Raw genomic sequence first — 25,700 nt, 5'->3', positions numbered from 1 at the left:
AAACGGTCTGACTTCCCTTACTGGATAAGACAGGAAGATGGTATTATTGCGCCTATTCATTCTTAAATAATGTCAGACTCAATAAATGCCGCAACAACTGATCATTTTAAACAAACCCTTTCGTGTACTGAGCCAATTTACCTCTGATGATGGAAAAGAGACATTAGCCAACTACGTAAATAACCCCGATGTCTACGCAGCGGGTCGATTAGATTACGATTCTGAAGGGCTATTGTTGCTGACCAACAATGGCTCCCTTCAACACTTAATTGCATCACCAAACTTTAAAATGCCCAAAACGTATTGGGTGCAGATTGAGGGAGAGATTACGGATGACGCAATTGAATCGCTTTCTAATGGCATTACTCTAAAAGACGGGCCTACCAAGCCAGCAATCTGTGAAAAAATGACTGCCCCCGACGTCTGGGACAGAGTCCCCGCCGTACGCTATCGTGCGAATATCCCCACTTCTTGGATCGCACTCACGATAACCGAGGGAAGAAATAGACAAGTAAGAAGAATGACTGCAGCAGTCGGATTCCCTACCTTGAGGCTAATACGATATTCTATCGGGCCATATTCATTAGCGAATTTGAAATCAGGCGAATCCACCGAAGTCGAGCTCACTCAACAACTTAAACAACAGGTATCCGAATTTGAGCAAAATAAACGGACAGCCGCACCTAACCGTGGCCGCAATAGTGCAAAAAGACGATCAGTTTCTCATGGTAAAGGAAATACAGGACGGGATAACCGTACTCAACCAACCCGCGGGGCACGTCGAAAATAACGAAAGTATCGTATCCGCGGTCATCCGAGAAACATATGAAGAGTCAGGATGGCGCGTCAAACCTAAAGGCATTCTCGGTTTTTATACTTTAACGCCATTCCATGGAGCCGATACGTACCATCGCATTTGCATCGTGTGCGATGCTTTAGAGCAAGTATCGTTTGAGCTCGACCCCGACATCATTGAAAGCGTTTGGCTTAGCGAAACTGAGATTAATGCACATGCATTAAGAAGCCCTCTTGTAAAAAAGTGCATTGATGACTTAACATCATACGCAAAATCCAAGAGATCACTTATCCCACTTGATGCCATATGTAACGATTATTTATAGCCTGTACATGCCGATTTTTAAGATCAATGAAACACCATAATTTGCAATAAACACTGACTTATTCATCGCAATATCGTTCCATTTCTCGAACTGGTGTACAATCTAATTAATTTACTCATTATTTCAATGTGAGATTCTGAGTGCATTTCGAAAAATGCACGTTTGATTTTCTCGCGATACTACTAGAGACACAATGAACAGTTCAGAAAACAACCCCAATACTAAGGTTATCGTTGGCATGTCCGGCGGTGTTGATTCCTCCGTTTCGGCTCTTATTTTGATGCAGCAAGGCTATAACGTCGAAGGCCTGTTTATGAAAAACTGGGACGAGGACGACGGAACAGAATATTGTACGGCAAAAGAAGATTTGGCCGACGCTCAGGCTGTTTGCGATAAATTGGGTATTAAACTGCACACAGCAAACTTTGCGGCAGAATATTGGGACAATGTTTTCGAACACTTTTTAGAAGAATACAAAGCAGGCAGGACGCCCAACCCCGACATCTTATGCAACAAAGAAATTAAGTTTAAAGCCTTTTTAGAATACGCACTGACATTAGGCGCGGATTACATAGCAACGGGTCACTATGTAAGAAAAGGTGAAGACCAAGATGGCAACGCCCTTCTGTTAAAAGGGTTAGATAACAACAAAGATCAAAGTTACTTCCTTTATGCCGTTGGAAAGAATGAAATCGCGAAAACGTTTTTTCCTGTCGGTGAATTGGAAAAACCAGAAGTTCGCCGACTTGCAGAAGAGCACAACCTAATCACGCACAATAAAAAAGACAGCACCGGTATTTGCTTCATCGGTGAAAGACGTTTTAAAGACTTTCTAGAACAATATTTGCCCGCTCAACCGGGTGACATAGAAACCCTAGAAGGCGATATAATTGCTCAACACCACGGACTCATGTACCACACAATCGGCCAGAGACAAGGCTTGGGCATTGGTGGGCTTTCTAAATACCCAGACGAGCCTTGGTACGTTGTTGCGAAAGACCTTGAAAGAAATGTCTTGCAAGTGACGCAAGGCGGGGAACACCCTTCGCTCTATAAAACTCATCTTATTGCAGATAATTTCGACTGGGTGGCACGTGAGAAACCGCAATTCCCTCTTACCTGCGTGGCAAAGTGTCGTTATCGACAACCTGATCAAGAGTGCGTCATCTCAGAACTAAAAGATGGCCGAGTGGAAGTCAGTTTTAAGGAACCACAAAGAGCCATCACACCTGGGCAATCCGTCGTATTTTACGTAGGAGAGAATTGTCTCGGTGGCGGAATCATAAACATCGCCTTTAACAAAAATTAATTTTGCTTTTTACTCAACGGATAAACAAATACACCAGTGATCCATTGAGTAAAGCGATAAGATTTGGATAACCTCTGTGAGCCAACAAGAAAAGTATCAATCCATCGCACTGTCTGCTGTTTTTCAAGCGGCAGACCTTGTTTCCCAGCTCGCCAAGAATGGCAACGCTCCTAGGGAAGAAACTTTGCCTCTCATCAAAAGCATTTTGACCGTTAACGCTAGTAACACCGAAGAGATATATGGTGGGGAATGGGATTATAAGCAAAATCTCATGCTTGGTCGCCGTATCGCCCGACAGACGTTTGGTAAAGATAGAGCAGAGGTCAATCCAGAGACACTTCGATATGCATTGAGTCTCGTACACCTAGAAAATAAACTAAAAAAGCACCCTGATATGCTCAGTGCAATAGGGAACCGAATTCAGCAGATTGAACGTCAGTCTGAGCATTATGAAGACGAAATGCACGAAAACGTAATAGCAGGCATTGCTGGCATGTATCAAGACACGTTGAGCACACTCCCGTTTCGAGTTCAAGTTCAAGGAGACAGCCGCTTTCTTCAACAGCCCCATGTCGCTAACCAAGTGCGCGCGATTTTAATGGCCGGAATCCGAGCCTCGATGCTTTGGCGTCAATTGGGCGGCAAACGCTGGCATTTAGTTTTTAAACGTAAAGCATTGCTAAAAGCACTCGACGCATAATACGATCCTAAAAAAAACATCTATTTAACAACCGCTTAACTGAATGTTAGGCGGGGTTAATTTAAGAATTCATTGTAAACTCGCCTGTACAAATAGGACTATATAGGTGGCATCAATTCCCACTATATCCTCCTGCAATGTCACTCTGAATTAATTTTATGTACTATATTCGCGAGTTTATACTCGACATCATTTATTAAAAACGCACATTTGGCCTTAGACGACACTCGAAGTCGATATCTAAATGTAAAACACGGTGTCGATACAAAAACCTTGAAAAGTCATTTTGAGGTTTTTAAAAGGAATGGCGACCATAAGTCACCTTCTATTCATTGGCAAACAATCAGGCCATAAACGTTAGGGGAATTACATGTCAAAGCACACTATCTACTATACACTGACAGACGAAGCGCCAGCACTTGCTACCGCATCTTTACTGCCGATTTTTCAGGCATTTGCAAAAGAAGCTGATATCAACTTGCAACTGACGGATATCTCATTGGCAGCGCGCGTATTGTCCTTATTTACTGACCGCCTACCTGAAGATAAGCAAGTTGAAGACGGTCTTTCTTTCCTAGGTGAATTAACTGCAGATCCAGATGCTAACTTCATCAAACTGCCGAACATCAGTGCTTCTATTCCTCAATTAACGGCAACAATTAAAGAGCTTCAATCACAAGGCTACGAAATCCCTGACTACCCAGAAGCGCCTGCAACAGATGAAGAAAAAGAAATTCATTCTCGCTACTCTAAAGTGCTAGGTAGTGCTGTAAACCCAGTACTGCGTCAAGGTAACTCTGACCGTCGTGCGCCTGCTGCAGTAAAAGCGTTTGCTCGCAAAAACCCTCACTCCATGGGTAAATGGCAAAAAACATCTCAAACTCACGCTGACTATATGCGTGATGGCGACTTTTTCTCTTCTGAACAATCTGTCACTATGGACAAAGCTCAAGAAGTACGCATTGAGTTTGTAAACAAATCAGGCGAAGTAGACGTTAAGAAAACGTTGCCTTTGTTAGAAGGTGAAGTACTTGACGGAATGCGCATGAGTGCAAGCAAACTTCGCGACTTCTTCGAGCAATCTCTTCAAGAAGCAAAAGAAGCGGGTATCATGTGGTCACTGCACGTAAAAGCGACCATGATGAAAGTCTCTCACCCTATCGTATTTGGTCACGCTGTAACGGTTTACTACAAAGAAGTTTGGGACAAATTTGGCGACCTTTTCGATGAGATTGGCGTTAATCCAAACAACGGTATCGGCAGCGTTTACGATAAAATCAAAACTCTTCCACAGTCAACTCAAGACGAAATTTTAGAATCTATCCACGATTGCTACGAGCACCGTCCAGAAATTGCAATGGTAGACTCAGTTCGTGGTATTACAAACCTGCACGTACCAAGTGACGTCATTGTTGATGCTTCTATGCCTGCTATGATCCGTAGTTCTGGTAAAATGTGGGGACGTGACGGCAAGACTAAAGACACTAAAGCCGTTATGCCTGAAAGCACATACGCTCGTATTTATCAGGAAGTTATCAACTTCTGTAAAACAAACGGTGCATTTGATCCAACAACAATGGGTACTGTACCTAACGTTGGCCTTATGGCTCAAAAAGCAGAAGAGTACGGTTCACACGATAAGACGTTTGAAGTTCAAGAAAACGGTACAATGCGCGTGGTTGATGCAGACGGCAATGTCCTAATGCAGCACGACGTAGAAAAAGGCGACATTTGGCGCGCATGCCAAACGAAAGATGCTCCGATTAAAGACTGGGTAAAATTAGGTGTTACACGAGCTCGTAACTCTGGTACTCCTGCAGTCTTCTGGTTAGATGCAGAGCGCGCGCACGATAATGAACTACGCAAAAAAGTAAAACTGTACTTGCAGGATCATGATCTTGAAGGTCTTGAAATTCATATCATGTCTTACAACGAAGCGATTCGTTTCTCTATGGAGCGAATGATGCGTGGCCAAGATACTATCTCAGTTTCTGGTAACGTACTTCGTGATTACCTAACCGACTTGTTCCCAATCATGGAGCTAGGCACATCAGCGAAAATGCTATCGATCGTTCCTATGTTGAATGGTGGCGGAATGTACGAAACAGGTGCAGGCGGTTCTGCTCCTAAGCACGTACAACAGCTTCAAGAAGAAAACTACTTACGTTGGGATTCTTTAGGCGAATTCCTTGCAACTGCCGTCTCTTTTGAAGAATTGGGCATTAAGCAAGATAACGCTAAAGCAAAAGTACTGGCTGCTGCCCTAGATCGTGCGACTGAGCAACTACTGGATAACAATAAATCCCCATCTCGTAAAGTAGGTGATATTGATAACCGCGGAAGTCATTTTTACCTAACAATGTACTGGGCTCAAGCATTAGCGACTCAAACTGACGATGCTGAACTTGCTGACAAGTTCGCAAGCGTTGCGAAAGCGTTGGTCGAAAATGAGTCTAAGATTGTTGAAGAGCTTAACTCTGTTCAAGGTAAAGATGCTGGTCTATCAGGTTACTACAACATGGATCTGGATGCCGTTACTAAAGTAATGCGTCCAAGCGCAACCTTTAACGAAATTCTTGCTGCGATCTAATTTTAGTAAACTCTAAGACCCCTTCTCCTCCCCTTGCTAAGGGGGAGGAGAAGGGGTCTTTTTCTATCTATCCCTCTGTTCCAATAGAACTCGAAACCACTTTCACCTATAATAGCGGCTCCCTGAAAACCACATGGTCGAGGCGTTATCTCAATGCAATTAACCAGCTTAAATGCTATCTCTCCTATCGACGGTCGTTACGGCTCAAAAACTAACGTACTTCGTCGTTCTGTAAGCGAATTTGGCTTACTACGTATGCGTGTTATCGTTGAAGTCCGCTGGCTTCAAGCTTTGTCTAACCACCCTCAAATCACCGAAGTTCCGCCACTTAGCGAAGAAGCCAATCAATTGCTTGATAATTTGGCTAAAAACTTCAATGAAGCAGATGCGCAAGCAATCAAAGACATTGAGAAAACGACCAACCACGACGTGAAAGCGGTCGAGTACTTCATAAAAAATCAGATGGCTATGAACACAGAACTGGCATCTGTGTCAGAGTTTGTTCATTTTGCGTGTACTTCTGAAGACATTAATAACCTTTCTCATGCTCTAATGCTTCGCGAAGCGTTAGAAGAAGGTGTTTTACCAGAACTTGTTGCAGTAACAGAAGCGATTGAAGGCCTAGCGATCGAGCATGCAGCTCAACCAATGTTGTCCCGTACACACGGACAAACTGCTTCTCCATCGACCATTGGTAAAGAAATGGCGAACGTTGCTGCGCGATTACGCCGCCAACTTAAACAAATTGAAGCCGTTGAGTTTTTAGGCAAAATCAATGGTGCTGTCGGTAACTACAATGCTCACCTGTCTGCATATCCAGATGTTGATTGGCAAGCTCACGCTGAGAAATTTGTAACGTCATTAGGCCTGACTTGGAATCCCTACACCACTCAAATTGAGCCACATGATTACATTGCTGAGCTATACGATGCCATTGCTCGCTTTAACACAATCCTGATCGATTTCGATCGTGATGTTTGGGGCTATATCTCGATGGGATTCTTCAAGCAAAAAACCATTGCTGGAGAAATTGGATCCTCTACAATGCCTCACAAAGTGAACCCGATTGATTTCGAGAACTCGGAAGGGAACTTAGGCATTGCTAACGCAATTATGAATCACCTTAGCGCTAAACTTCCGATTTCTCGTTGGCAGCGTGACCTAACAGATTCCACAGTATTGCGTAACCTAGGTGTTGGTCTTGCTCACAGCTTAATTTCATACCAAGCGACACTTAAAGGTATCAGCAAGCTGGAAATCAACGCTCAGCGACTAGACGATGATCTAAATAACTCTTGGGAAGTACTTGCTGAACCAATTCAAACAGTGATGCGCCGCTATGGTATCGAATCACCTTACGAGAAGCTAAAAGAGCTAACACGTGGCCGTGATATCGATCAAGCGACAATCAGCGAATTCGTCGATACCCTAGAGCTACCTGAGTCTGCAAAGTCAGAACTTAAGGCTCTGACCCCAGGAACATACATCGGTAATGCAGTTGATCAGGCAAAAGCCATTCGTAATTAATTACTAATTATTACGAACCTTGTTCAAGGTATTATTTAGGGCGTTGATATCTTTCATAGATTCAACGCCCTACTTATTTTGAGCAACCCATTTGATAAAAATCTGCTACTTTAAACACAACTGACGCTCGCAATTAAAACTGGAAACCATAATGACCTCTGATACTCCGATTAGCATTTTAGGCGGAATGACACTCGAAACCTTTCTATCTGAATACTGGCAGAAAAAACCCCTGCTTATTCGTGGAGGGCTAACAGACATTGAATTACCACTGGATGCAAACGAGTTGGCAGGTCTTTCAATGGAAGAAGAGGCGGAAGCACGAATTGTCATCGAAAATGGAAAGACGCCATGGCAACTCATGCAAGGTCCATTTCAAGAAGACACATTCCAAAACCTACCTGAAAAAGAGTGGACGTTATTAGTACAAGCCGTCGATCATTGGGTACCGGAAGTACAAGCATTAAAAGAGCGCTTTTACTTTTTACCCAGCTGGCGTTTAGACGATGTGATGATCAGCTACGCTACTGAAGGTGGCAGTGTTGGCCCACACTATGACCAATACGATGTATTTTTGATTCAAATGTCTGGAAAACGCCATTGGCAAGTAGCACCACCAAACAGCTATGAAGATTCTGCGCTAGAAAACACTCCTCTTCATATCTTAGATGGTTTTCCAGAACAAACCGAAATGGAATGGGACGTCGCTCCAGGAGACATCCTCTACTTACCTCCTAACTTTGCACACAATGGGCGCTCACTAGACAATGAATGTTTGACCTATTCAATTGGATTCCGTGCACCGTCTTCTAGTGAAGCACTTTCAGGCATTAACACTCTTCTTGAAGAACAAGCAAGCGAAAATACGGCATTAGAAAAACGTAGGTTCTGCGCTCAAGAACCTTTAGAACGCCCGCACCATGGTGAAATTTGTCAATCCGACATTGAACATCTTCGAAGCAAATTGATTGAATTAATTGAGCAGCCTGAGCTACTTACCGATTGGCTTGGCGAAACAATGAGTGAAAGCAAATACCCAGAATTTAATCCTGCACTCAATCAAACAGAAGAAGATGATACGTTTGACCTTGCAATGCAAGGCGCCAGTTTTATAAGGCCAGGCGATGCTCGTATATGCTATTACCAAGACAAAGAAAGCACCACCGTCTACTGCAATGGAGTAAAAATGGTCATAGGCAGCCATCTTACCTCGTTTGTGCAAGCAGTCAGCGATGATACTGAATTCGATTTTAGTGGCTTAGATCTATCTCAATCAAAGGAGCTCGAGCCGCTATTACGCTTTTTCTTTAAATACCAAGCACTTGTTGCCTTACCAACTGAATAAGAACAAGGAGAGAAACATGAAGGTACTAACCTCCGATTGGGGAAGCAGTAAAGCCCAACTTACTTTCGTCAGAAAACAGGTTTTTATTTTAGAGCAAGGGTTTGACGAACAAGATGAATGGGATGGGAAAGACGAAGATGCTGTTCACTTTGTTTCATTTGGAACAACTGCTGTCCCAACAGGAGTGTGTAGACTCACAGAAAACGGTCAAATTTCTCGACTGGCTGTGCTACCGAATTATCGAAGCCAAGGCTACGGTATCATGTTGATGAGACGGGCTGTTCAGGTAGCGCGAGAAATGGGCTTAGACTCTGTATTCCTCAATTCTCAAATAGACGCTCAAATATTCTACGAACGCATAGGATTTAATACGGACGGCAAGGTTTTTCTAGATGCAGGAAAGCCACACATTCGTATGGAAAGAAAAATCTAAAAAAATGGACGGCGCTGCCGTCCATTTCTTATTGAGCTTATTTAACTTCTAGAAGCTCTACATCAAATACAAGCACAGAATGAGGCTTGATCATAGCACCAGCACCCTGTGCGCCGTATGCTAGCTCAGCAGGGATTGTAAATTGGTACTTCGCGCCTTCTTTCATAAGTTGAAGACCTTCTGTCCAACCAGCAATAACACCGCCTAGAGGAAACTCGATCGGCTCACCACGTGCAATTGAGCTGTCAAATACCTGACCGTCAGTCAAACGACCTTCGTAATGAACTTTTACAGTAGACTGAGCGTTTGGAATAGCGCCTGTACCTTCTTCAAGTACAACATATTGCAAACCACTCTCTGTAACCTGAACACCTTCAGCTTTTTTATTTTCAGCTAAAAATGCTTCGCCAGCAGCAACAGTTTCTTTTGCAGCTTCTTTAGACTTCGCTTCCATTTCTTCTTGAAGCTTAGAAAATGCCGCTTCTAATTCAGCGCCCGGTACACGCATTTCAGCACCGTTTAGTGCATCTTCAATTGCAGCGTAAAGATGTGGAAGAGACAATTCACCTAAATCTCCACTCTTAAGTTGATCACCGATTTGACGACCAATCCCGTAAGCAATTTTCGCTTCATTCGTGTCGAAAGACAGTTCTGACATGTTCAATACTCTTAGTCATTTAAAAAAGAAGCAGAATATTAACATAACGGTAGGTTCGCTGACGACCAATACACACGTTTACGAGGTGTGAAAATGTCCATCATCACAATAAAAAGAAAACACACCTTGAATGATAGTTATTATCATTTATAATTTTATATACCACCTTTTGTTCAATCGCTCTCAACAAAGGCAACAGCACTATTATGAATAGAATCCCAACAAACAATATGAAAAGTTCCTCTCAAAGACAAAGCCGTTGGACTGCTGTATTTGCGAGCCTTGTACTGATCTTTGCCGCGTCAGGTTTCCTGCTCGATGCCCACCATGAACAAGTAACGATAAAAAAAGGCGTAAGCATCATTGATCTACATCAGGTCGAAGATTTGGAAGATGGCTACACTAAAGAGGTCGGGAGAAATTCCAAAATTTAAGAATATGCAGAGGGTAAACAATCTGCATCAGCCTCTCACTGGAGAAAAGCAATGTTACCTCAAATCAATACTATTCTTTACGCTTGCGACCTTTTGGATAACCAAAGCAACGAAGCACTTGGCTATGTCATGCAATTGGCAAAAATCAATCAAGCAAGCGTCGTTCTTATGCATGCGTTAGAACCGCTCACTACGCACTCTTCTTATTTGATCAACAACTACATTCCCGAAGAAACGCTAGAGAGACTTCGAAAAGAAACCCTACAAGCAACAACCGATAAAGCAGAAACTCAACTTGCTAGTTTTTTAGAGGCTAACAAGAATGATCTTGACGGTATTTCAAAGCCTGAAATAGTCATTACAACGGGCGCACCTGCTGACGCTATTGAAAAAACGGTAAAGTCCAAAAACGTTGATCTTATTGTTATGAATAGCCGAACACACAGCGCCATCGGTCAAATGATTATTGGCTCAACTGCAAACAAAGTCATCCACCACAGCGATGTTCCTGTGTTGGTCGTCCCAATCAAATAGCGCTCGATCACACTGTATAAAAAACAGCTCTTACAAATCACCTTCATATTCGATAAACTACTGTATATATAAACATATATACAGTAGTTTTTATGATTCTCTATATTGCGGAAAAACCCAGCTTAGCCAGAGCCATCGCTGCAGCACTTCCCTCTCCACAAAAAAAAGAAGATGGATGCATTTGGTTACCAAACGGCGACTGTGTTTCGTGGTGCATTGGACATCTGCTGGAACAGGCTGAGCCACATGCATACAATCCAATATACAAAAGTTGGTCGCTAGATCACCTCCCTATCATACCCAGCGAATGGAAATGGCAAGAAAAAAGCCAGACCAAAAAACAGCTCACCAAACTGAAAAAGTTAATTAAACAAGCCGATCAATTAGTCCACGCGGGGGATCCAGACAGAGAAGGACAGTTATTGGTCGATGAAGTATTACACTATACGAAAGTCCCAAAGAAAAAACTGCAAGCAACCAAACGTCTTCTTGTAAGCGATTTAACACCCACCTCCATAAAAAAATCTTTAAACAAACTCAAGTCAAACAGTGAGTTTTCAGCATTATCCCGCTCTGCACTCGCAAGAGCGAGAGCTGACTGGATGTACGGACTCAACCTTACACGCGCTTATACGATAAAAGGCCGCCAAGCTGGATACCAAGGCGTACTCTCTATTGGCCGTGTCCAAACTCCGATTCTTGGCCTTGTTGTAAAAAGAGACCTTGAAATAGAGAACTTTGTTTCTAAGGATTATTTTCAAGTACATGCACACCTTGCAACGACAACGAACGACAACTTTATTGCTGGTTGGCAACCAAGTGATGCCTGTAAACCTCATATGGATGAAGACGGCAGAGTCATCAATAAAGCATTGGCCGAGAACGTTGCAAGACGTATTACCCAAAAGCCTGGGAAGGTTATAAAAGCCGAATACAACAACAAGCGACAACCCCCTCCTCTACCGTACAGCCTGTCGAGCTTGCAGATTGATGCAGCCAAACGCTGGGGGCTATCTGCTCAACAAGTTTTAGATGCGTGTCAGGATCTCTATGAAAAACACCAAATGATTTCCTACCCTAGGTCTGACTGCCGATATTTGCCAGTTGAACAAATGTCAGAAATACAACCGATAGTACGATCACTAAAAAACACATCCTCTGAAATAAGTAACTGGAGCGAAAACGCAAACCTAAGCCTTAAAAGCAATGCTTGGAACGATAAAAAAGTGGGCGCTCACCATGCAATTATCCCTACACCTCAAACTCAGAAATATGGATCTATTGGCCGAATAGAAAAACAAGTATACGAACTCATAGTTCGTCAGTATTTAATGCAGTTTTACTCGCATTATGAGTATTTAGCCGCGAAAATCGTCGCTGACATTGAGGGCGGTACTTTTTCGGCAACCGGCAGCACACCGTTAAAACAGGGATGGAAATTACTTCTTGGCGCAAACTCAAACAATGACGATAAAAAAAATGAAGAGGCCACACCTAATCTACCAAAATTGACACAAGGCGATGAGCTCTTTTGTCGCTTAGGTGAAGTTATACAAAAGCAAACGAAACCGCCATCCTATTTTACGGATGCAACTTTGCTTGGTGCAATGACAGGTATCGCAAAATACGTAGAAGACCGCTCGATAAAAAGCGTGCTAAAGGAAACCGATGGATTAGGCACAGAAGCTACACGAGCCAGTATTATAGAGCTGCTGTTTAAACGCCAATTTCTCTATAGAGACAGCAAACAAATAAAAGCAACAGAAGCAGGCCGATTGTTTGTCGCGTGTTTACCTCAACCCACTATCACACCTGATATGACCGCCGTTTGGGAATCCACTCTAAGTGCAATCAGTGAAAGGCAAGCTTCTTATGAAGAGTTTATGGATACGCTTGAGAGCACGTTAAATCAATTGCTGCAAGAAGCTAGGAATATTCCTTTAACATCACTAACTCAATTAGCAAAGAGTACTCCAGCGAAGTCCGTTAGAACATCACGAAAAGCAACAACCGCAAAGAAATCGAAAGGGTCGTATACTAAAAGAACATACAAAAAGAAGGCATCGAATACTTAGAGCGAAAGACAATATTTTAGCGACTTTTTGTTCAGTGACTCTTTGATTACCCGAAAGCAAGCCAAATACCGACAAATAGCATCAGAGTGCCTGCAAGTCGATTCATCATTTTCACGTTACCACTCTTCATGAGTATAGATTTCATACTACGCCCACCCAATGCATAAATAAGTAAGCAAACAAACTCAAGTAACAGAATAACGGAAACAAGAATGAACAGCTGATAAACAAGTGATGTCTCGGTCGAAAGGAACGGTGGAAGCAATGCAACAAAGAATGCCCAACCTTTTGGGTTAGATACAGCTGTAACGAAACCTTGAGCGGCAAGTTCAATTTTGGAAGCAGGCTTCTTTTCCTCTTCCATTTTAATCGCCATCTTCCCCTTTGAAAGCCACATTTGTATGCCCATATAGGCCAAGTAAGCGCCGCCAGCGTACTTCAATACAAGGAAAGCATCTGGGTAACGTAGCAAAATCGTCGCGACGCCTACTGCTGTAAGAACAGCCACAAGCCCAACACCAACGAGTTCACCAACCATCATCCACAATGCTCGTCGAATCCCGACGGTCATTCCAAGTGTCATTGCCAAGGTCATGCACATCCCAGGCGTCACAGAGACAAAAAAGAACGTAGGAATAAAAACAGACAGTAAATTTAAGTTCATTAGAATACAAAAACCTAATTATAGATTGGATATGAAAATTAATATCACGGAATTAAATGTATTAATTCAGGTTAGAAGTGCTTCTTCTTTTTAAATGTATTCTGGTCCATAAACTGACTCCATTCATCATCTAAATCTTCCTCTGCCTGATCGTCTTCTTCGCTCGCAGCGGCAAGCTCTTCCTCTTGACGCTGCAGTGCCAAATCACTTTCTATTTCATCAATGATTTCTTGATAACCATCAATAACAACTTTCGCTTCAGGGTTTTCATTGATAGGTTGAAGTTGTGAAATCGCCTCTTTGTAAAGTTCAATTGCCTTATCGAATTTTTCGGTAAGAAACGCCTGACGAGCCATATAAACATGGTAGTCGGCGTTCACTCGATAGCTATAGAATGTAAAAAGGTCTTGATACCGAACATACAGATCAGGGTCTATTTTTTTATTCTGTTTGGCAAATTCAAGGTAGCCCTTAAAGGATTCAAACAAACGCCTGAGTTCAGTAATTTGCAATTCATCATTTACGGGCTTTGCTTTTCGCTTCACCTTACTTTCTTGAAACTGCTGCAACTCTTCAATAAAAAAACCACGATGGCGGCGGAGTGAATCGTCAGCCTGTAATTCAATCAACTCATCATAAGTAGCAACCAGCCTACGTAAAATCCAAATACGCATGTCTTTAGGTTGATATTGAGGCGGCAAATCATCCAGATAACGTCGTAATTGACGGGCTTGGTTTCCTAGTAAAGCGGACTTACGTAAGCGCTCAAGGCGCGCTTGCTCTTTCATTTGTAAGTAAATAGCAAATGCTATAAAGCCACCTATCGCCACCAACATTAATGTAACTGCGATAGAGGTCATATGTTTTCTAATACAAGTAATAACGTCATAAAATTGCTCAAAGTACCAGCTATAGTTTCAGAGACTACGATTTACGATTAAAAACTATCCCTGATCCACATTTTGCTTCTTCTTAAATAATATACCTTCCACCATCTGGATTCTATTTTTTAGTGTATTAATTACTCGATTTGACTCAGGAATAAAGCTCACACTCTCCATTTCAGACAACGCGGTTCGATATTTCTCCAATGCCCGAGCATTTTTTTCTAAATCCAGATCCTCTTGCGCTTCTTTTACCAGAAGATCACAGTGTGCCAGTTGATACCCATATCGAATCATGGACATTTGCTGTTTCGCAGAAGCTTTATCGATCATTCTATTTGCCGAGAACGCTTTTACTAACGTAAGTAATACTCTTAACGCCCCTTGAACCCTTACAAATTCAGCCTGAACAGCAACTTTTTCGTTTTTTGTAGCTTGCTCTGCGCGCATTAACTCGCTACGAAGCCCCACGTACTCCTCATGTTTTTCGGTAAGAGGAAAAGCATTAGGGAGGGATTTTACTTTTTCCATTGAAGCAATTACATAGTCAACAAGCATCATTTTTGTCGAAAGAGGGATATAGCGATCGGCTAAAACACTTAATAAGTCATCAATTTTCAAGCATCTTTTCAGCAAGCGCATGTTCGCTTCTAACTGCAAAACTTGTTGCTTCTTCCGCCATCGCATAATTGCGATAGCAAGAACAGCCGCAAATAGAAGGGCTAGTCCAGCCGTTATTAGAATGATTTCTAAACGTAACATAGAGTGCTAAGCATCCCTGGAAAAGGTAGTATTGGTAAGTTGCGATTCTAGATTCTACACAATAGGCTTATCAAAAAATAACACTCAGAACAGAAAGTTAGGAAAACAACTCGTCTTTAAGTTCTTAACATACTGAGACATTTTTAAAAAAAGCCAACACTAACAGACCGACATCAATGTTGATATTACAACATCGTTGGCCTTGTTGCCAAAAACGGAGGAGCGATTCCTTCGCACTAAGAAGAAGAGACAGAGAAACTTACCTTAAAGAACCCCACTCTAATAAGAAAAATTCATCCATTAACTTAAGTTAATTTAATAATAAAAAATGGCTGGATAAACCAGCCATTTTCAAACGGTATATTAACAGTAATACTTAACCGTTTATAACGTCAAACCCAACCAACGTATAGAAAAGCAATGCAGATAGCAGTGCAGAAGCAGGCACTGTAATTATCCATGCTGCGGCAATGCGAAGCAGAGCAGAACGCTTCACTAATTCTTTTTTAGTGGCACGTTTTAGAGTTTTACGATCTTGTTTAGAAATAAGATCTGTACTCTTTTCTGCTTTGAGTTCTCTAAGAATGGCTCTTTTCTCATCAACGTCAGCTTTTTTGAAACGCTCTACAAACAATGTCGTTTGATCAACATCATAACCTGCTCGCTTAGAGTGCACCATCACTTCATTTAGCTTTCTCTCGTATGATGCTTTCAAGTATTCACGAAGAAAACCTACACCGAAGATGCCGCCCACTGCGATGTGAGTTGAGCTCACAGGCAAACCCAACTGAGATGCAATAATCACGGTAATCGCGGCAGCCATTGCGACACAAAATGCACGCGTTTTATCAAGGTGCGTGATTTCTGAGCCAACTGTTTTTATCAGCTTAGGCCCAAATAAAGCCAAACCAACAGCAATACCGACACCGCCAACCAGCATAACCCAAAGAGGAATAGCCGCTTTACTTGATATACCGCCGCTGATCAATGCATCGTTTATCGCTGCCAATGGTCCAATCGCATTAGCAACATCGTTAGCTCCATGAGCGAAACTCAGTAAGGCAGCCGACGCAATCAAAGGCAAGGTAAATAAGCTATTAACGGACTCTTTTTCATTTTTTAAGGACGCAGCCGCTTTCGCGATCATAGGGCGCACAATTAAATAAGCAACAATAGCAATGATAAAACCAAGGCCCAAAGCGGTAATAAATTCAACTTTAAACAGCTTCTTCAAACCTTTAACAATAAGGTATGTCGAAAATGCCCACACCATAATTGCGATCAGCAAAGGAACAACTTTTTTGGCCGCGCTAATCATGTCGTTTTTATAAGTAACGGCTCGCTTAACATAGATGAGAAAGAGTGCGGCGATCATCCCCCCCAATGCGGGAGAGATAATCCAACTAGCGACAATCGCGCTAACTTTGCTCCAATTTGCAATGTCCCAACCACCAGCAGCGATACCAGCACCCATAACACCACCCACAATGGAATGTGTCGTAGATACAGGAGCACCGAGATACGTAGCTAGGTTCAACCAAATCGCCCCGGCTAGCAAAGCGGCCATCATAACCCAAATAAAGGTAGACGCATCCGCTATAGCGGCAGGGTTAATGATGCCTTTTTTAATGGTACCCACAACAGTACCACCCGCAATAAGTGCGCCACTTGCTTCAAAAATAGCCGCAATTAGAATAGCTCCGGTCATCGTCAACGCTTTCGCACCAACAGCAGGACCAACGTTATTAGCAACGTCATTTGCACCAATGTTAATTGCCATGTAAGCGCCAATTGCCGCAGCAATCGCTAAAATAGATACATTTGAAACCGCAGCGCCATTAGACGTCGCATAGTAGCCAGCGCAACATATAAATGCTAAGGCTATGAGAATTTTGATGAAATCAGAACTGTGTGAGTTCGAATCAGTGGTTTTATTCGTGAAGTCCATAAATGGTTCTTTATATAGAGTTAAACAATACTAAGTAATATTGATTAGCGACCACTTATTATCCCTTTAAATAAGCAGGCCAGTATCATGTACTTAATTCAGTCCCTGCCAGCACCGCAACATTTCGGTAACATTTATGAAATATAAATGAAACCATACTGTCACATCTAAGGCTCGGCAATTCTACACAGCCGAGATTAAGATAAAACCCCTAATAAGTAATTTTTGCAAAAACAGCTTAAAAAACTGCTTTTACCCTAGCCCAATAGCTCAAGACGCGCATAAATGCGAAAAAATAGTACAAAATGTGGCCTAAAGCCCTAAATTTAGTTTGAGTTCTGAGCAAACTTTCAGTTTAATACGCGCCTACACAACCATGTGTACCCCACAATAAAAATCGATAGGATGGGAATATGTCCGTAACATTTATAGTCGGAGTTGACGGGAGTGACGCAAGCAACCGCGCTTTGGCATTTGCAAAGAGGCAAGCTTCTTTAGTAGGCGAAGAATGCAAGCTTATGCTTGTATGTGTCGTTGAATGGTCTCCATATAAATTCCAAACAACAGAAGAGAATGCGATTCGTCATAAGCAAAAGCAGGAAGAGTCTGACAGCGCCCAAAAACGCGTTATCGACCCCTTGCTAGAAGCCCTTAAAAACGACGGCATTAATGCTGAAGGCCGTGTCATCCACGGTAAAGCTGCGACAATCCTAAATAACATTGCGGTTGAGAATAACGCTGAGCAAATCTTTGTGGCTCGTTCCACTGAACAAGGTTTGAGCGCGCGCGTATTTGGCAGTGTTACCGCTAATCTTGTAATGGGTTCTAATGTCCCCGTCACTGTAGTAAGTTAATTTCAGGTATTTTCTATGATTTCAAAACTGTTTACGGCTTTGACCGTATCGTTTTTTGCTCTTTTTAGTTCGCTGGTTTCAGCAAGTTCAATTGATGAAACAATAAACAGTGTTTTCTCTTCCGCAACGGGATGGTTTGTTAGTCTTATCTTCTCTCCTCTACCGGGTACAAGCTTTCCTTGGATCGTACTTTGGTTGGTTGTCGGAGCGAGTGTTTTCACTCTTTATTTCGGTTTTATCCAGTTCCGCGCTATAGGGCATTCTATATCTCTTGTAAAAGGTGATTACTCTAACCCTAATGATGCAGGTGAAGTAAGCCATTTCCAAGCCTTAGCAACGGCGTTGTCCGGCACCGTAGGTTTAGGAAATATTGCAGGGGTTGCAGTGGCTGTCAGCATCGGTGGTCCTGGCGCGACATTTTGGATGATCCTTGCTGGTTTATTGGGTATGGCTTCCAAGTTTGCAGAATGTACACTGGGTGTTAAATACCGTAACCAATTCGACGATGGTCGTGTTTCTGGTGGCCCGATGTACTACATCTCTAAAGGCTTCATCGAACGTGGTTTACCAGCAGGTTTTGGTAAATTCCTAGCGGCGCTGTTTGCAGTTTTCTGTATCTTCGGCGCATTAGGTGGCGGAAACATGTTCCAGGCAAACCAAGCACACGCTCAACTAAGCGGTGTTATTGGCGATTACCCTGGTTGGATCACAGGTATTATTTTTGCTGTTGTCGTTTTCGCAGTTATTGTTGGTGGTATTAAATCAATCGCAAACGTAACTGAAAAAGTAGTCCCTTTCATGGGTGTGCTTTATGTTGGTACGGCTCTCGTTATTATTCTAATGAACGCGGATAAAATTGGCTGGGCATTTGGCCAGATTTTCGAAGGAGCCTTCACCGGTTTAGGTGTAGCTGGCGGTATGGTTGGTGCTTTGATTCAAGGCTTCAAACGTGCAGCGTTCTCGAATGAAGCAGGTGTAGGTTCGGCTGCGATAGCTCACTCTGCAGTAAGAACAAACGAGCCGATTACAGAAGGTCTTGTGTCTCTTCTAGAGCCATTCATCGATACCGTTGTTATTTGTACTATGACTGCATTGGTGATCATCATCACTCAGCAATTGGTCGTAGACCCTACAACAGGTCTGTACATGCTAAATGAGTCTGGCACTATTCAAACTGCTGACGGTTCTTCTGGTGTTGCATTGACATCAGCAGCATTTGCTTCAGCGTTCAGCTGGTTCCCATACATTCTTGTTGTTGCTGTCGTATTATTCGCTTTCTCAACCATGTTGAGCTGGTCATACTACGGTCTAAAAGCATGGACTTACCTATTTGGCGAGAGCAAAGGCGCAGAGCTAACATTCAAAATTATTTTCTGTATTTTTGTTTTTATCGGTGCAACGATCAGCTTAGGTCCAGTTATCGATTTCTCTGACGCTGCCATCTTTGCAATGGCTGTTGTGAATATCATTGGCTTGTATTTCTTAATGCCAGTCGTTAAGAAAGAGCTAAATTCTTACATGACTCGTCTTCGCGCAGGCGAATTCAAAAAATTCAAATAAGAATTACCGCTAAAAAAGCCGATGCTTAACGTAAAGCATCGGCTTTTTTTTGCTTAAAAGAAACCCAGCGGATTAATATCGTAGCTCACCAACATATTCTTGGTTTGCTGATAGTGCTCAAGCGCAACTTTATGAGTTTCACGCCCTACTCCCGATTTCTTATAGCCTCCAAATGCCGCATGCGCAGGGTATTGGTGGTAGCAGTTCATCCAAATACGACCGGCTTCAATATTGCGACCCATGCGATAGGCTAGGTTGGTGTCACGAGTCCACACCCCTGCCCCTAAACCAAACTCCGTATCGTTTGCAATAGCAAGTGCTTCAGCTTCATCTTTGAAGGTCGTGACACTCACAACAGGCCCGAATATTTCTTCCTGAAAAATCCGCATATCATTGTTGCCTTTCATTATCGTAGGCTGAATATAAAAACCTCGATTAAAGTCATCCAATTGCTCTACACCACCACCACACAGCACTTGAGCACCTTCTTTCCTGCCGATATCAATGTAACTTAATATCTTATCAAACTGTTCCTGAGAGGCTTGGGCTCCGACTTGTGTATCTGTATCGAGAGGATTACCTCGCTTAATTCTGGTTGCGCGCTCAAGTACGTGACCGATAAAGTCGTCATATATTGATTCCTGAATAAGCGCACGAGATGGGCACGTACAGACTTCACCCTGATTAAAAAACGCCAAAACCAATCCCTCTGCCGCTTTTTGAACAAATGCATCTTCTTGCTGCATAACGTCTGCAAAGTAAATATTAGGCGACTTACCGCCCAACTCAACTGTAGAAGGAATAATGTTTTCCGCGGCACATTTCAAAATATGAGATCCGACAGGTGTAGAGCCGGTAAATGCAATCTTAGCAATACGCTTACTGGTCGCTAAAGCCTGACCAGCCTCTGCACCAAATCCGTTTACAATATTCAGCACGCCTGCTGGCAAAAGGTCTTGAACCACTTTGATCAATTCAAGAATCGATGCGGGAGTTTGCTCCGCAGGCTTCAAAACAATGCAGTTACCTGCGGCAAGAGCGGGAGCCAACTTCCAAGCAGCCATCAAAATAGGAAAGTTCCACGGAATTATTTGCCCCACAACCCCTAAAGGTTCATGAAAGTGATAAGAAACGGTGTTTTCATCAAGCTCGGCCGTACTGCCCTCTTGCGCTCGGATACATCCTGCGAAATAGCGAAAATGATCGGCAGCTAAAGGTATATCCGCAGCTAAGGTTTCACGAACCGCTTTACCATTATCCCAGGTTTCGGCTACGGCTATTCTTTCCAAATTTTGCTCTATCCGATCCGCCATTTTGAGCAGTATATTAGAACGCTCTGTAACAGATGTTTTTCCCCACGCAACCTTTGCCCTGTGCGCAGCATCCAATGCTAGGTTAATATCGTCTTCACTTGAACGAGGAATACGACAAAATACTTGACCATCAACAGGGCTGACATTATCGAAATACAGGCCTTTTACAGGCGCTACCCATTCCCCGCCAATAAAATTTTCGTATTGGCTCTGAAAGTTAACAACACTACCTTCGGTTCCAGGTTTGGCGTAAATCATATGAGCTCTCCGTATTATTTTTTTATTTGAACCCTGAATTTAGTAAGCACCGATACAAAGTGCTTGCCTGAGAGTCTAAAAAATTTATCTTGCAGTCCATAACTGAATTTTTTCATCGTTTTTCGTGAATTTCGGTATAGACTTGATGAACTCTCTAACGATAAGAAACAATAAAAATAGGTAGGGCAGGTACAATGGAGCAGACATTAGAACAGATTATCACGAGAACGAATCGGCCATCACAACCTGCTAAATTGGTTGAAAACCGAATTTGCTTCGCCGGACCAGAATCAGAGCTCAGTGTGTATGACACATACGAGCAAGCCAGCCAAGTTAGCCTGAAAGCAGATTCACTGCTTTATTGTGGCATGGTCACAGGGGCAAAAGTCATGCACACCAAACGTCAGCCAAACATTCCGTTTCTTCCCCATGAATCCTTTATTTTAGCGCCAAAAGAAGAAGTCTTCATCGATTTCCCAGAAGCGAGATTGGACACACCTACGACCTGTTTAACCATCGAAATTTCTTCAGAGCGCATTTCTCAACTGTGTGACCGAATGCACGACATTACTCAGTCGTCCTCGATACGCGTTCCTTCGTATACGTTTAATGCAGAACAGCCTCTTCACACGCTTCATAATCAAGCCACAGAACACCTGCTAAAACGATTGGTAAGTGGCTTTGTTCAAAACGACCCCGACAGAGATTTATTGGTTGATCTCGGTGTCAGTGAATTGGTTACTCGAATTTTACGACATCATGGAAGAGAAACACTCTTAAAATACTGTCAACAAGACCCTGAAGCAAACAGCTTAAGCAGTGCTCTTTACTGGATTGAATCCAACTTATCGGAACATTTGGATATTTACGAACTGAGTAAAATGGCCTGTATGAGCCGCAGTCGCTTTTATCAAGAATTTAAACGCCATTTAGGATGTACGCCCGCAGAATATCAACACCAAAGGCGAATGGCGACAGCCTATCAAAAGTTAAGACAAAACCATTCAGTAACTCAAGTCAGCTACGATCTAGGCTATCAAAGCCTTAGCCATTTTAGTCGCCGATTCCATCAGCATTATGGCATTCCACCAAGCCAGATACTGAGCAAAAATTTAAACTAATTATAGAAAATATGACTATCGATTTTCCCTCATATAGATACAATAGCACTTTTAGAATCAAGGCTTTTTACGACTGGGGGAAACCATAATTGATGTTTTTTGAAGGCTCCGAAAAAAAGGTTGAGGTGGTCGTATGCGAGTCAACTCCATCACTGCGATCTCTTGGACAAGATTACTGGAGCAACCTTGTTGCTCATGCGAATGCAGAAATACTCTCAACTGTCTCAAACGACAAGTGTGATGCGTATTTGCTTTCTGAATCAAGTTTGTTTGTCTGGGATCATCACTTTGTGATGTTAACTTGTGGGACAACAACCCTCGTTAACGCGGTTCTGCACTTTTTAGAGAGCTTTGAAAAAGAGCAAGTCCTTTCGCTGATTTTCCAACGGAAAAATGAATACCTGTCTCATCTTCAAAAATCGTCTTTTAATGAAGATATTAATAAGCTAGAAAAAGAGTTAACAGGAAAAGCTTATCAATTAGGTAATCTCGATACTCACCACAACTATGTTTATCATTTAGATAAGCCCTATACCGCAACGCCTGACGACTACACCTACGAATTATTGATGTATCACATTCATGGAAATGCGGCTCAGTATCTAAGAAGCGAGCATCAATCCGCTGATAAAATCCGAGAATTGCTAGAACTGGACCAGCTACTGCCTGGGTTCGAGATCAACGATTTTGTATTTGAACCATTTGGCTATTCTATGAATGCAATAAAAGATCAACTTTATGCAACCATTCATATAACGCCTCAGGAAGAAAGTTCTTACGTTAGCTTTGAAACAAACATGGATCTAAGTGCGGTCAACTCGAATATTTTAGAAAGGCTGACAACCATTTTGCAGCCTAACAGTTTCGATATCATTAGCTTTAATGGTATACCTAATATAAACCCTCCTTCGCATACACTCATGAACCATGTTAGCGAACCACTGTCTTGTGGCTACATGATGCGCTTTTATGAATACATGCGCGGAGAGCCCAAGATGGGGAGAGGCGTTTCTATTTTGTAACACACGCCGTATGATTGGATAAACAATACTCAATTAAAGCGCCGAAATCGGCGCTTTAATTTTTATAGGGAACAAGCATGCCATCAGAGTCTATTTTCAAACAATCACGTTTTGTTCAATTCTGGTTCGCTCAGATAGGCTCATCCTTCGCTTTCCAAATGCTCGCTGTTGGTATCTCTTGGCAAATATACGATTTAACAGGCAGCGCCCTTGCCTTAGGTCTAGTGGGGCTGTATCAATTTCTTCCGCAACTTGTACTGACTCTCATCACTGGACATGTGGTCGATCGCTACAACCGACGCTTAATCTGTTTTTCCACTCGCCTCATCATGGGCGCTACGGCGCTACTGCTCGCATATACGAACTTAATCGATGAACTCAGCCCAAATGTCATATACCTCTGCGCCGTTCTTTTAGGTATGGCGAGATCCTTTGAGCTGCCGGCAAACCAATCAATTGTCCCAAATTTAGTACCTAACAACATACTCTCCCGAGCAGTGAGTGCCATCGCCTCAGCGCGTGAAATATCCGTCATAGCGGGACCAGCCTTAGGCGGATTGATCTACCTTCTCGGCGCACCTATCCTGTATTTTACAAGTATGAGCTGCTTTCTGCTTTCCTGCATATTGATATTTTTTCTTCAATACAATTATAACTCGGCCTCAAAAGCCCCGGTCGATCTGAACCATTTACTTGGCGGGTTCAAATTCATAAAAAACAATAAAATCATTCTCGGATGCATATCACTGGATATGTTTGCAGTTCTACTCGGCGGTGCGACAGCTCTATTGCCCATTGTTGCAAAAGATATTCTACACACAGGTTCATGGGGGTTAGGGTTACTAAGAAGTGCACCAGCGGTAGGTGCTTTACTCATGTCTATATACCTAGTGCGCTTCCCTCTGAAGCACAACGTAGGAAAAATAATGTTTGCTTCGGTCGCTATTTTCGGATTTGCGACCATCTTATTCGGTTTGTCTCAAAACTTAATCTTATCGATGGTTGTCTTAGCAACACTGGGCGCTGCCGATATGGTCAGCGTCGTAATCCGCTCTACTCTTGTTCAGTTAGAAACACCGGATGAAATGAGAGGACGAGTTGCAGCTGCAAACTCAATCTTTATAGGCAGTTCGAATCAATTAGGGGAATTTGAATCTGGCGTAACAGCGGCTTGGTTTGGCGTCATACCAGCGATACTTATTGGCGGAGTTGGCACGCTTGCCATTGTCGGAATTTGGATCTATTTGTTTCCTCAAATCGTATCCAGACAAACACTAGAAGACAAACCTTAGGAGAAAAAACGAAAAAAGCCAGTAGTTACATAGTAACTACTGGCTTTTCGAATATGGTGCGGAAGGAGAGACTCGAACTCTCACGCCGTGAAGCACTGGAACCTAAATCCAGCGTGTCTACCAATTCCACCACTCCCGCTTTGGAATGGCGAGCATTATAGGGAATTGAGAAATTGAGTCAACCTTTTTATAAAAAATTAATCTTTTTTTTCAGTCGGCTTGCTTTCAACACTGTCACCAAGGTCAATGGATTTTTCAAATCGAAATAACGAGCGTTTTTCCTTTTCGATTTTTTTCCATTTCCAATTAGGTGCATCCCCTTTAAGCCGTATTACACCCAAAACAATACTGGTTAATACGACAGTACAGATCACCCAAGCTTCTAAATTTTCTTTCGGATGTATTAGGCTCGTAAGAAGTATAAAAAATACAAAATACACAACTAATACAGCTCTACCCTGCCAACAAGTAGGGGCTTGCCAACCCCACCCATTTTTTTTCGCTGGAAACCAAACTTTTGATTCTTTCATATATTCCACTTGTTAATCAGGAATTCATCCTTTATTAACCATTAGATTAATTGGATAAAAACTCACTGCGAGTCTTATCACTTCTTTTAAACAACCCACCCAGCGCAGTAGTTTGTGTAGAAGAACTCGCATCCATAACGCCTCGCGCTTTAACGCAATAATGCGTCGCCTCAATACTCACTGCGACATTATCGGTCTCTAGCAAAGTCTGTAATGTAACCAGTATTTGCTGGGTAAGTCGTTCTTGTACTTGTGGACGCTGACCAAAAAACCGAACAATACGATTGATTTTCGATAGACCAATGATTTTGTTCTTAGGTAAATAGGCAACTTTGGCAAACCCATCAATCGTAACGAAGTGATGTTCGCACGTACTAGTAAAACTAATATTGTTTACCTTAACCATCTCATCAACACTCATTTTGTTGTCAATGACCGTGATTTTCGGGAACTTAGCGTAATCTAGCCCAGAGAAGATTTCACGAACATACATTTTAGCGATGCGATGTGGTGTTTCCGCCAAACTGTCATCACTCATATCCAGCCCGAGTGTGTATACAACATCCTCAAACGCAGACTTAATTCTTTGATATTTCTCTTCTGATGATAATCCGTTGTCAATCATTGGAGTTTCTAAGCCATGCTTAACAAGCGCATCGCGCACTTTTACCGCTTCTTCGGACAATTCAGTCAACCCTAGAGAAGACGTATTTTCTGCAATTGCAGTGGTCATAATAAATTCCTAAATTCCTAATTCAACTAGCCA

At 42.5% G+C, this 25,700-nt stretch carries 24 protein-coding genes and 1 tRNA gene; 16 read left to right on the top strand and 9 right to left on the bottom strand.

Annotated features, from left to right (window positions below):
- The first annotated feature begins 85 nt into the window (after positions 1-85).
- The 8 genes from DFP79_RS02295 (at position 86) to DFP79_RS02260 (ending at position 9,025) form a co-directional block, all read left to right on the top strand.
- Positions 86-790, top strand: coding sequence for a pseudouridine synthase (locus tag DFP79_RS02295; protein ID WP_133502342.1), 705 nt, complete (start codon positions 86-88; stop codon positions 788-790).
- Positions 726-1,121 (top strand): NUDIX domain-containing protein, encoded by a 396-nt coding sequence (locus DFP79_RS02290; protein ID WP_133502341.1) that lies wholly within the window; start codon positions 726-728, stop codon positions 1,119-1,121. Before DFP79_RS02295 ends, DFP79_RS02290 begins: the two co-directional genes overlap by 65 nt.
- Positions 1,122-1,314: 193 nt before the next feature.
- Positions 1,315-2,430 carry a tRNA 2-thiouridine(34) synthase MnmA gene (mnmA, locus tag DFP79_RS02285; RefSeq protein WP_133502340.1) on the top strand — a complete coding sequence of 372 codons (1,116 nt, stop codon included), beginning with the start codon at positions 1,315-1,317 and terminating at the stop codon, positions 2,428-2,430.
- Positions 2,431-2,506: 76 nt separating this feature from the next.
- Positions 2,507-3,130 (top strand): high frequency lysogenization protein HflD, encoded by a 624-nt coding sequence (gene hflD / locus DFP79_RS02280; protein ID WP_133502339.1) that lies wholly within the window; start codon positions 2,507-2,509, stop codon positions 3,128-3,130.
- A gap of 370 nt (positions 3,131-3,500) precedes the next feature.
- Positions 3,501-5,720 (top strand): NADP-dependent isocitrate dehydrogenase, encoded by a 2,220-nt coding sequence (locus tag DFP79_RS02275; RefSeq protein ID WP_133502338.1) that lies wholly within the window; start codon positions 3,501-3,503, stop codon positions 5,718-5,720.
- 153 nt (positions 5,721-5,873) lie between these two features.
- Positions 5,874-7,247: an adenylosuccinate lyase gene (gene purB, locus DFP79_RS02270; RefSeq protein WP_133502337.1), complete on the top strand. Its 1,374-nt coding sequence runs from the start codon at positions 5,874-5,876 to the stop codon at positions 7,245-7,247.
- A gap of 151 nt (positions 7,248-7,398) precedes the next feature.
- Positions 7,399-8,592 carry a cupin domain-containing protein gene (locus DFP79_RS02265; RefSeq protein WP_133502336.1) on the top strand — a complete coding sequence of 398 codons (1,194 nt, stop codon included), beginning with the start codon at positions 7,399-7,401 and terminating at the stop codon, positions 8,590-8,592.
- Positions 8,593-8,608: 16 nt separating this feature from the next.
- Positions 8,609-9,025: a GNAT family N-acetyltransferase gene (locus DFP79_RS02260; RefSeq protein WP_133502335.1), complete on the top strand. Its 417-nt coding sequence runs from the start codon at positions 8,609-8,611 to the stop codon at positions 9,023-9,025.
- 37 nt (positions 9,026-9,062) lie between these two features.
- Here DFP79_RS02260 and bamJ read toward each other — a convergent pair whose 3' ends face one another.
- Positions 9,063-9,683, bottom strand: coding sequence for a BamJ family beta-barrel-assembly machinery protein (bamJ, locus tag DFP79_RS02255; RefSeq protein WP_133502334.1), 621 nt, complete (start codon positions 9,681-9,683; stop codon positions 9,063-9,065).
- Between the two features lie 206 nt (positions 9,684-9,889).
- Between bamJ and DFP79_RS02250 the strand changes: the two genes are divergently transcribed.
- The 3 genes from DFP79_RS02250 (at position 9,890) to DFP79_RS02240 (ending at position 12,726) form a co-directional block, all read left to right on the top strand.
- Positions 9,890-10,117, top strand: coding sequence for a hypothetical protein (locus tag DFP79_RS02250; RefSeq protein ID WP_133502333.1), 228 nt, complete (start codon positions 9,890-9,892; stop codon positions 10,115-10,117).
- A 51-nt stretch (positions 10,118-10,168) separates the two neighbouring features.
- The gene (locus DFP79_RS02245) at positions 10,169-10,651 is read left to right on the top strand and encodes a universal stress protein (protein ID WP_133502332.1); all 483 of its coding nucleotides are present in this window, start codon (positions 10,169-10,171) and stop codon (positions 10,649-10,651) included.
- A 92-nt stretch (positions 10,652-10,743) separates the two neighbouring features.
- The gene (locus DFP79_RS02240) at positions 10,744-12,726 is read left to right on the top strand and encodes a DNA topoisomerase III (RefSeq protein WP_133502331.1); all 1,983 of its coding nucleotides are present in this window, start codon (positions 10,744-10,746) and stop codon (positions 12,724-12,726) included.
- 46 nt (positions 12,727-12,772) lie between these two features.
- On the opposite strand, the gene DFP79_RS02235 is transcribed toward DFP79_RS02240, so the two are convergent.
- The 4 genes from DFP79_RS02235 to DFP79_RS02220 all read right to left on the bottom strand — a co-directional run bounded on the left by DFP79_RS02235 (position 12,773) and on the right by DFP79_RS02220 (position 16,984).
- Complete coding sequence (locus DFP79_RS02235; protein WP_133502330.1) at positions 12,773-13,390, bottom strand: LysE family translocator; 618 nt, start codon at positions 13,388-13,390, stop codon at positions 12,773-12,775.
- A 71-nt stretch (positions 13,391-13,461) separates the two neighbouring features.
- Entirely contained in the window at positions 13,462-14,250 is a 789-nt protein-coding gene (locus DFP79_RS02230) for a hypothetical protein (RefSeq protein WP_133502329.1), read from the bottom strand.
- An 84-nt stretch (positions 14,251-14,334) separates the two neighbouring features.
- Positions 14,335-15,036: a hypothetical protein gene (locus DFP79_RS02225; RefSeq protein ID WP_133502328.1), complete on the bottom strand. Its 702-nt coding sequence runs from the start codon at positions 15,034-15,036 to the stop codon at positions 14,335-14,337.
- 376 nt (positions 15,037-15,412) lie between these two features.
- A complete protein-coding gene (locus tag DFP79_RS02220; RefSeq protein WP_133502327.1) occupies positions 15,413-16,984 on the bottom strand; it encodes an inorganic phosphate transporter in 1,572 nt (523 codons plus the stop codon).
- A gap of 413 nt (positions 16,985-17,397) precedes the next feature.
- Here DFP79_RS02220 and DFP79_RS02215 point away from each other — a divergent pair, with 413 nt between their 5' ends.
- Both DFP79_RS02215 and DFP79_RS02210 read left to right on the top strand, forming a co-directional pair.
- On the top strand, positions 17,398-17,838 hold the full coding sequence (locus DFP79_RS02215; protein ID WP_133502326.1) for a universal stress protein: 441 nt from the start codon (positions 17,398-17,400) through the stop codon (positions 17,836-17,838).
- 15 nt (positions 17,839-17,853) lie between these two features.
- The gene (locus DFP79_RS02210) at positions 17,854-19,398 is read left to right on the top strand and encodes an alanine/glycine:cation symporter family protein (RefSeq protein WP_133502325.1); all 1,545 of its coding nucleotides are present in this window, start codon (positions 17,854-17,856) and stop codon (positions 19,396-19,398) included.
- 53 nt (positions 19,399-19,451) lie between these two features.
- Here the strand turns inward: DFP79_RS02210 and exaC are convergent, their stop codons facing one another.
- Entirely contained in the window at positions 19,452-20,969 is a 1,518-nt protein-coding gene (gene exaC / locus DFP79_RS02205) for an acetaldehyde dehydrogenase ExaC (protein ID WP_133502324.1), read from the bottom strand.
- Between the two features lie 194 nt (positions 20,970-21,163).
- On the opposite strand from exaC, the gene DFP79_RS02200 reads away from it, so the two are divergent.
- From DFP79_RS02200 to DFP79_RS02190, 3 genes are all read left to right on the top strand, one after another.
- A complete protein-coding gene (locus DFP79_RS02200) occupies positions 21,164-22,090 on the top strand; it encodes an AraC family transcriptional regulator (RefSeq protein ID WP_133502323.1) in 927 nt (308 codons plus the stop codon).
- A gap of 92 nt (positions 22,091-22,182) precedes the next feature.
- A complete protein-coding gene (locus tag DFP79_RS02195; protein ID WP_133502860.1) occupies positions 22,183-23,112 on the top strand; it encodes an adenosylmethionine decarboxylase in 930 nt (309 codons plus the stop codon).
- A 77-nt stretch (positions 23,113-23,189) separates the two neighbouring features.
- Positions 23,190-24,404: an MFS transporter gene (locus tag DFP79_RS02190; protein WP_133502322.1), complete on the top strand. Its 1,215-nt coding sequence runs from the start codon at positions 23,190-23,192 to the stop codon at positions 24,402-24,404.
- A gap of 54 nt (positions 24,405-24,458) precedes the next feature.
- On the opposite strand, the gene DFP79_RS02185 is transcribed toward DFP79_RS02190, so the two are convergent.
- The 3 genes from DFP79_RS02185 to folE form a co-directional block, all read right to left on the bottom strand.
- Positions 24,459-24,543, bottom strand: a tRNA-Leu gene (locus DFP79_RS02185).
- Positions 24,544-24,601: 58 nt separating this feature from the next.
- Positions 24,602-24,934: a hypothetical protein gene (locus DFP79_RS02180; RefSeq protein ID WP_133502321.1), complete on the bottom strand. Its 333-nt coding sequence runs from the start codon at positions 24,932-24,934 to the stop codon at positions 24,602-24,604.
- A gap of 46 nt (positions 24,935-24,980) precedes the next feature.
- Positions 24,981-25,667, bottom strand: a complete 687-nt coding sequence (gene folE, locus DFP79_RS02175) for a GTP cyclohydrolase I FolE (protein WP_133502320.1) — start codon at positions 25,665-25,667, stop codon at positions 24,981-24,983.
- Positions 25,668-25,700: the final 33 nt, after the last annotated feature.

It is taken from the genome of Marinomonas balearica, from assembly GCF_004362145.1.
GTDB lineage: Bacteria > Pseudomonadota > Gammaproteobacteria > Pseudomonadales > Marinomonadaceae > Marinomonas > Marinomonas balearica.
The sequence above is the reverse complement of the archived record's forward strand: the minus strand, read 5'-3'. Positions and strand labels throughout refer to the sequence as shown.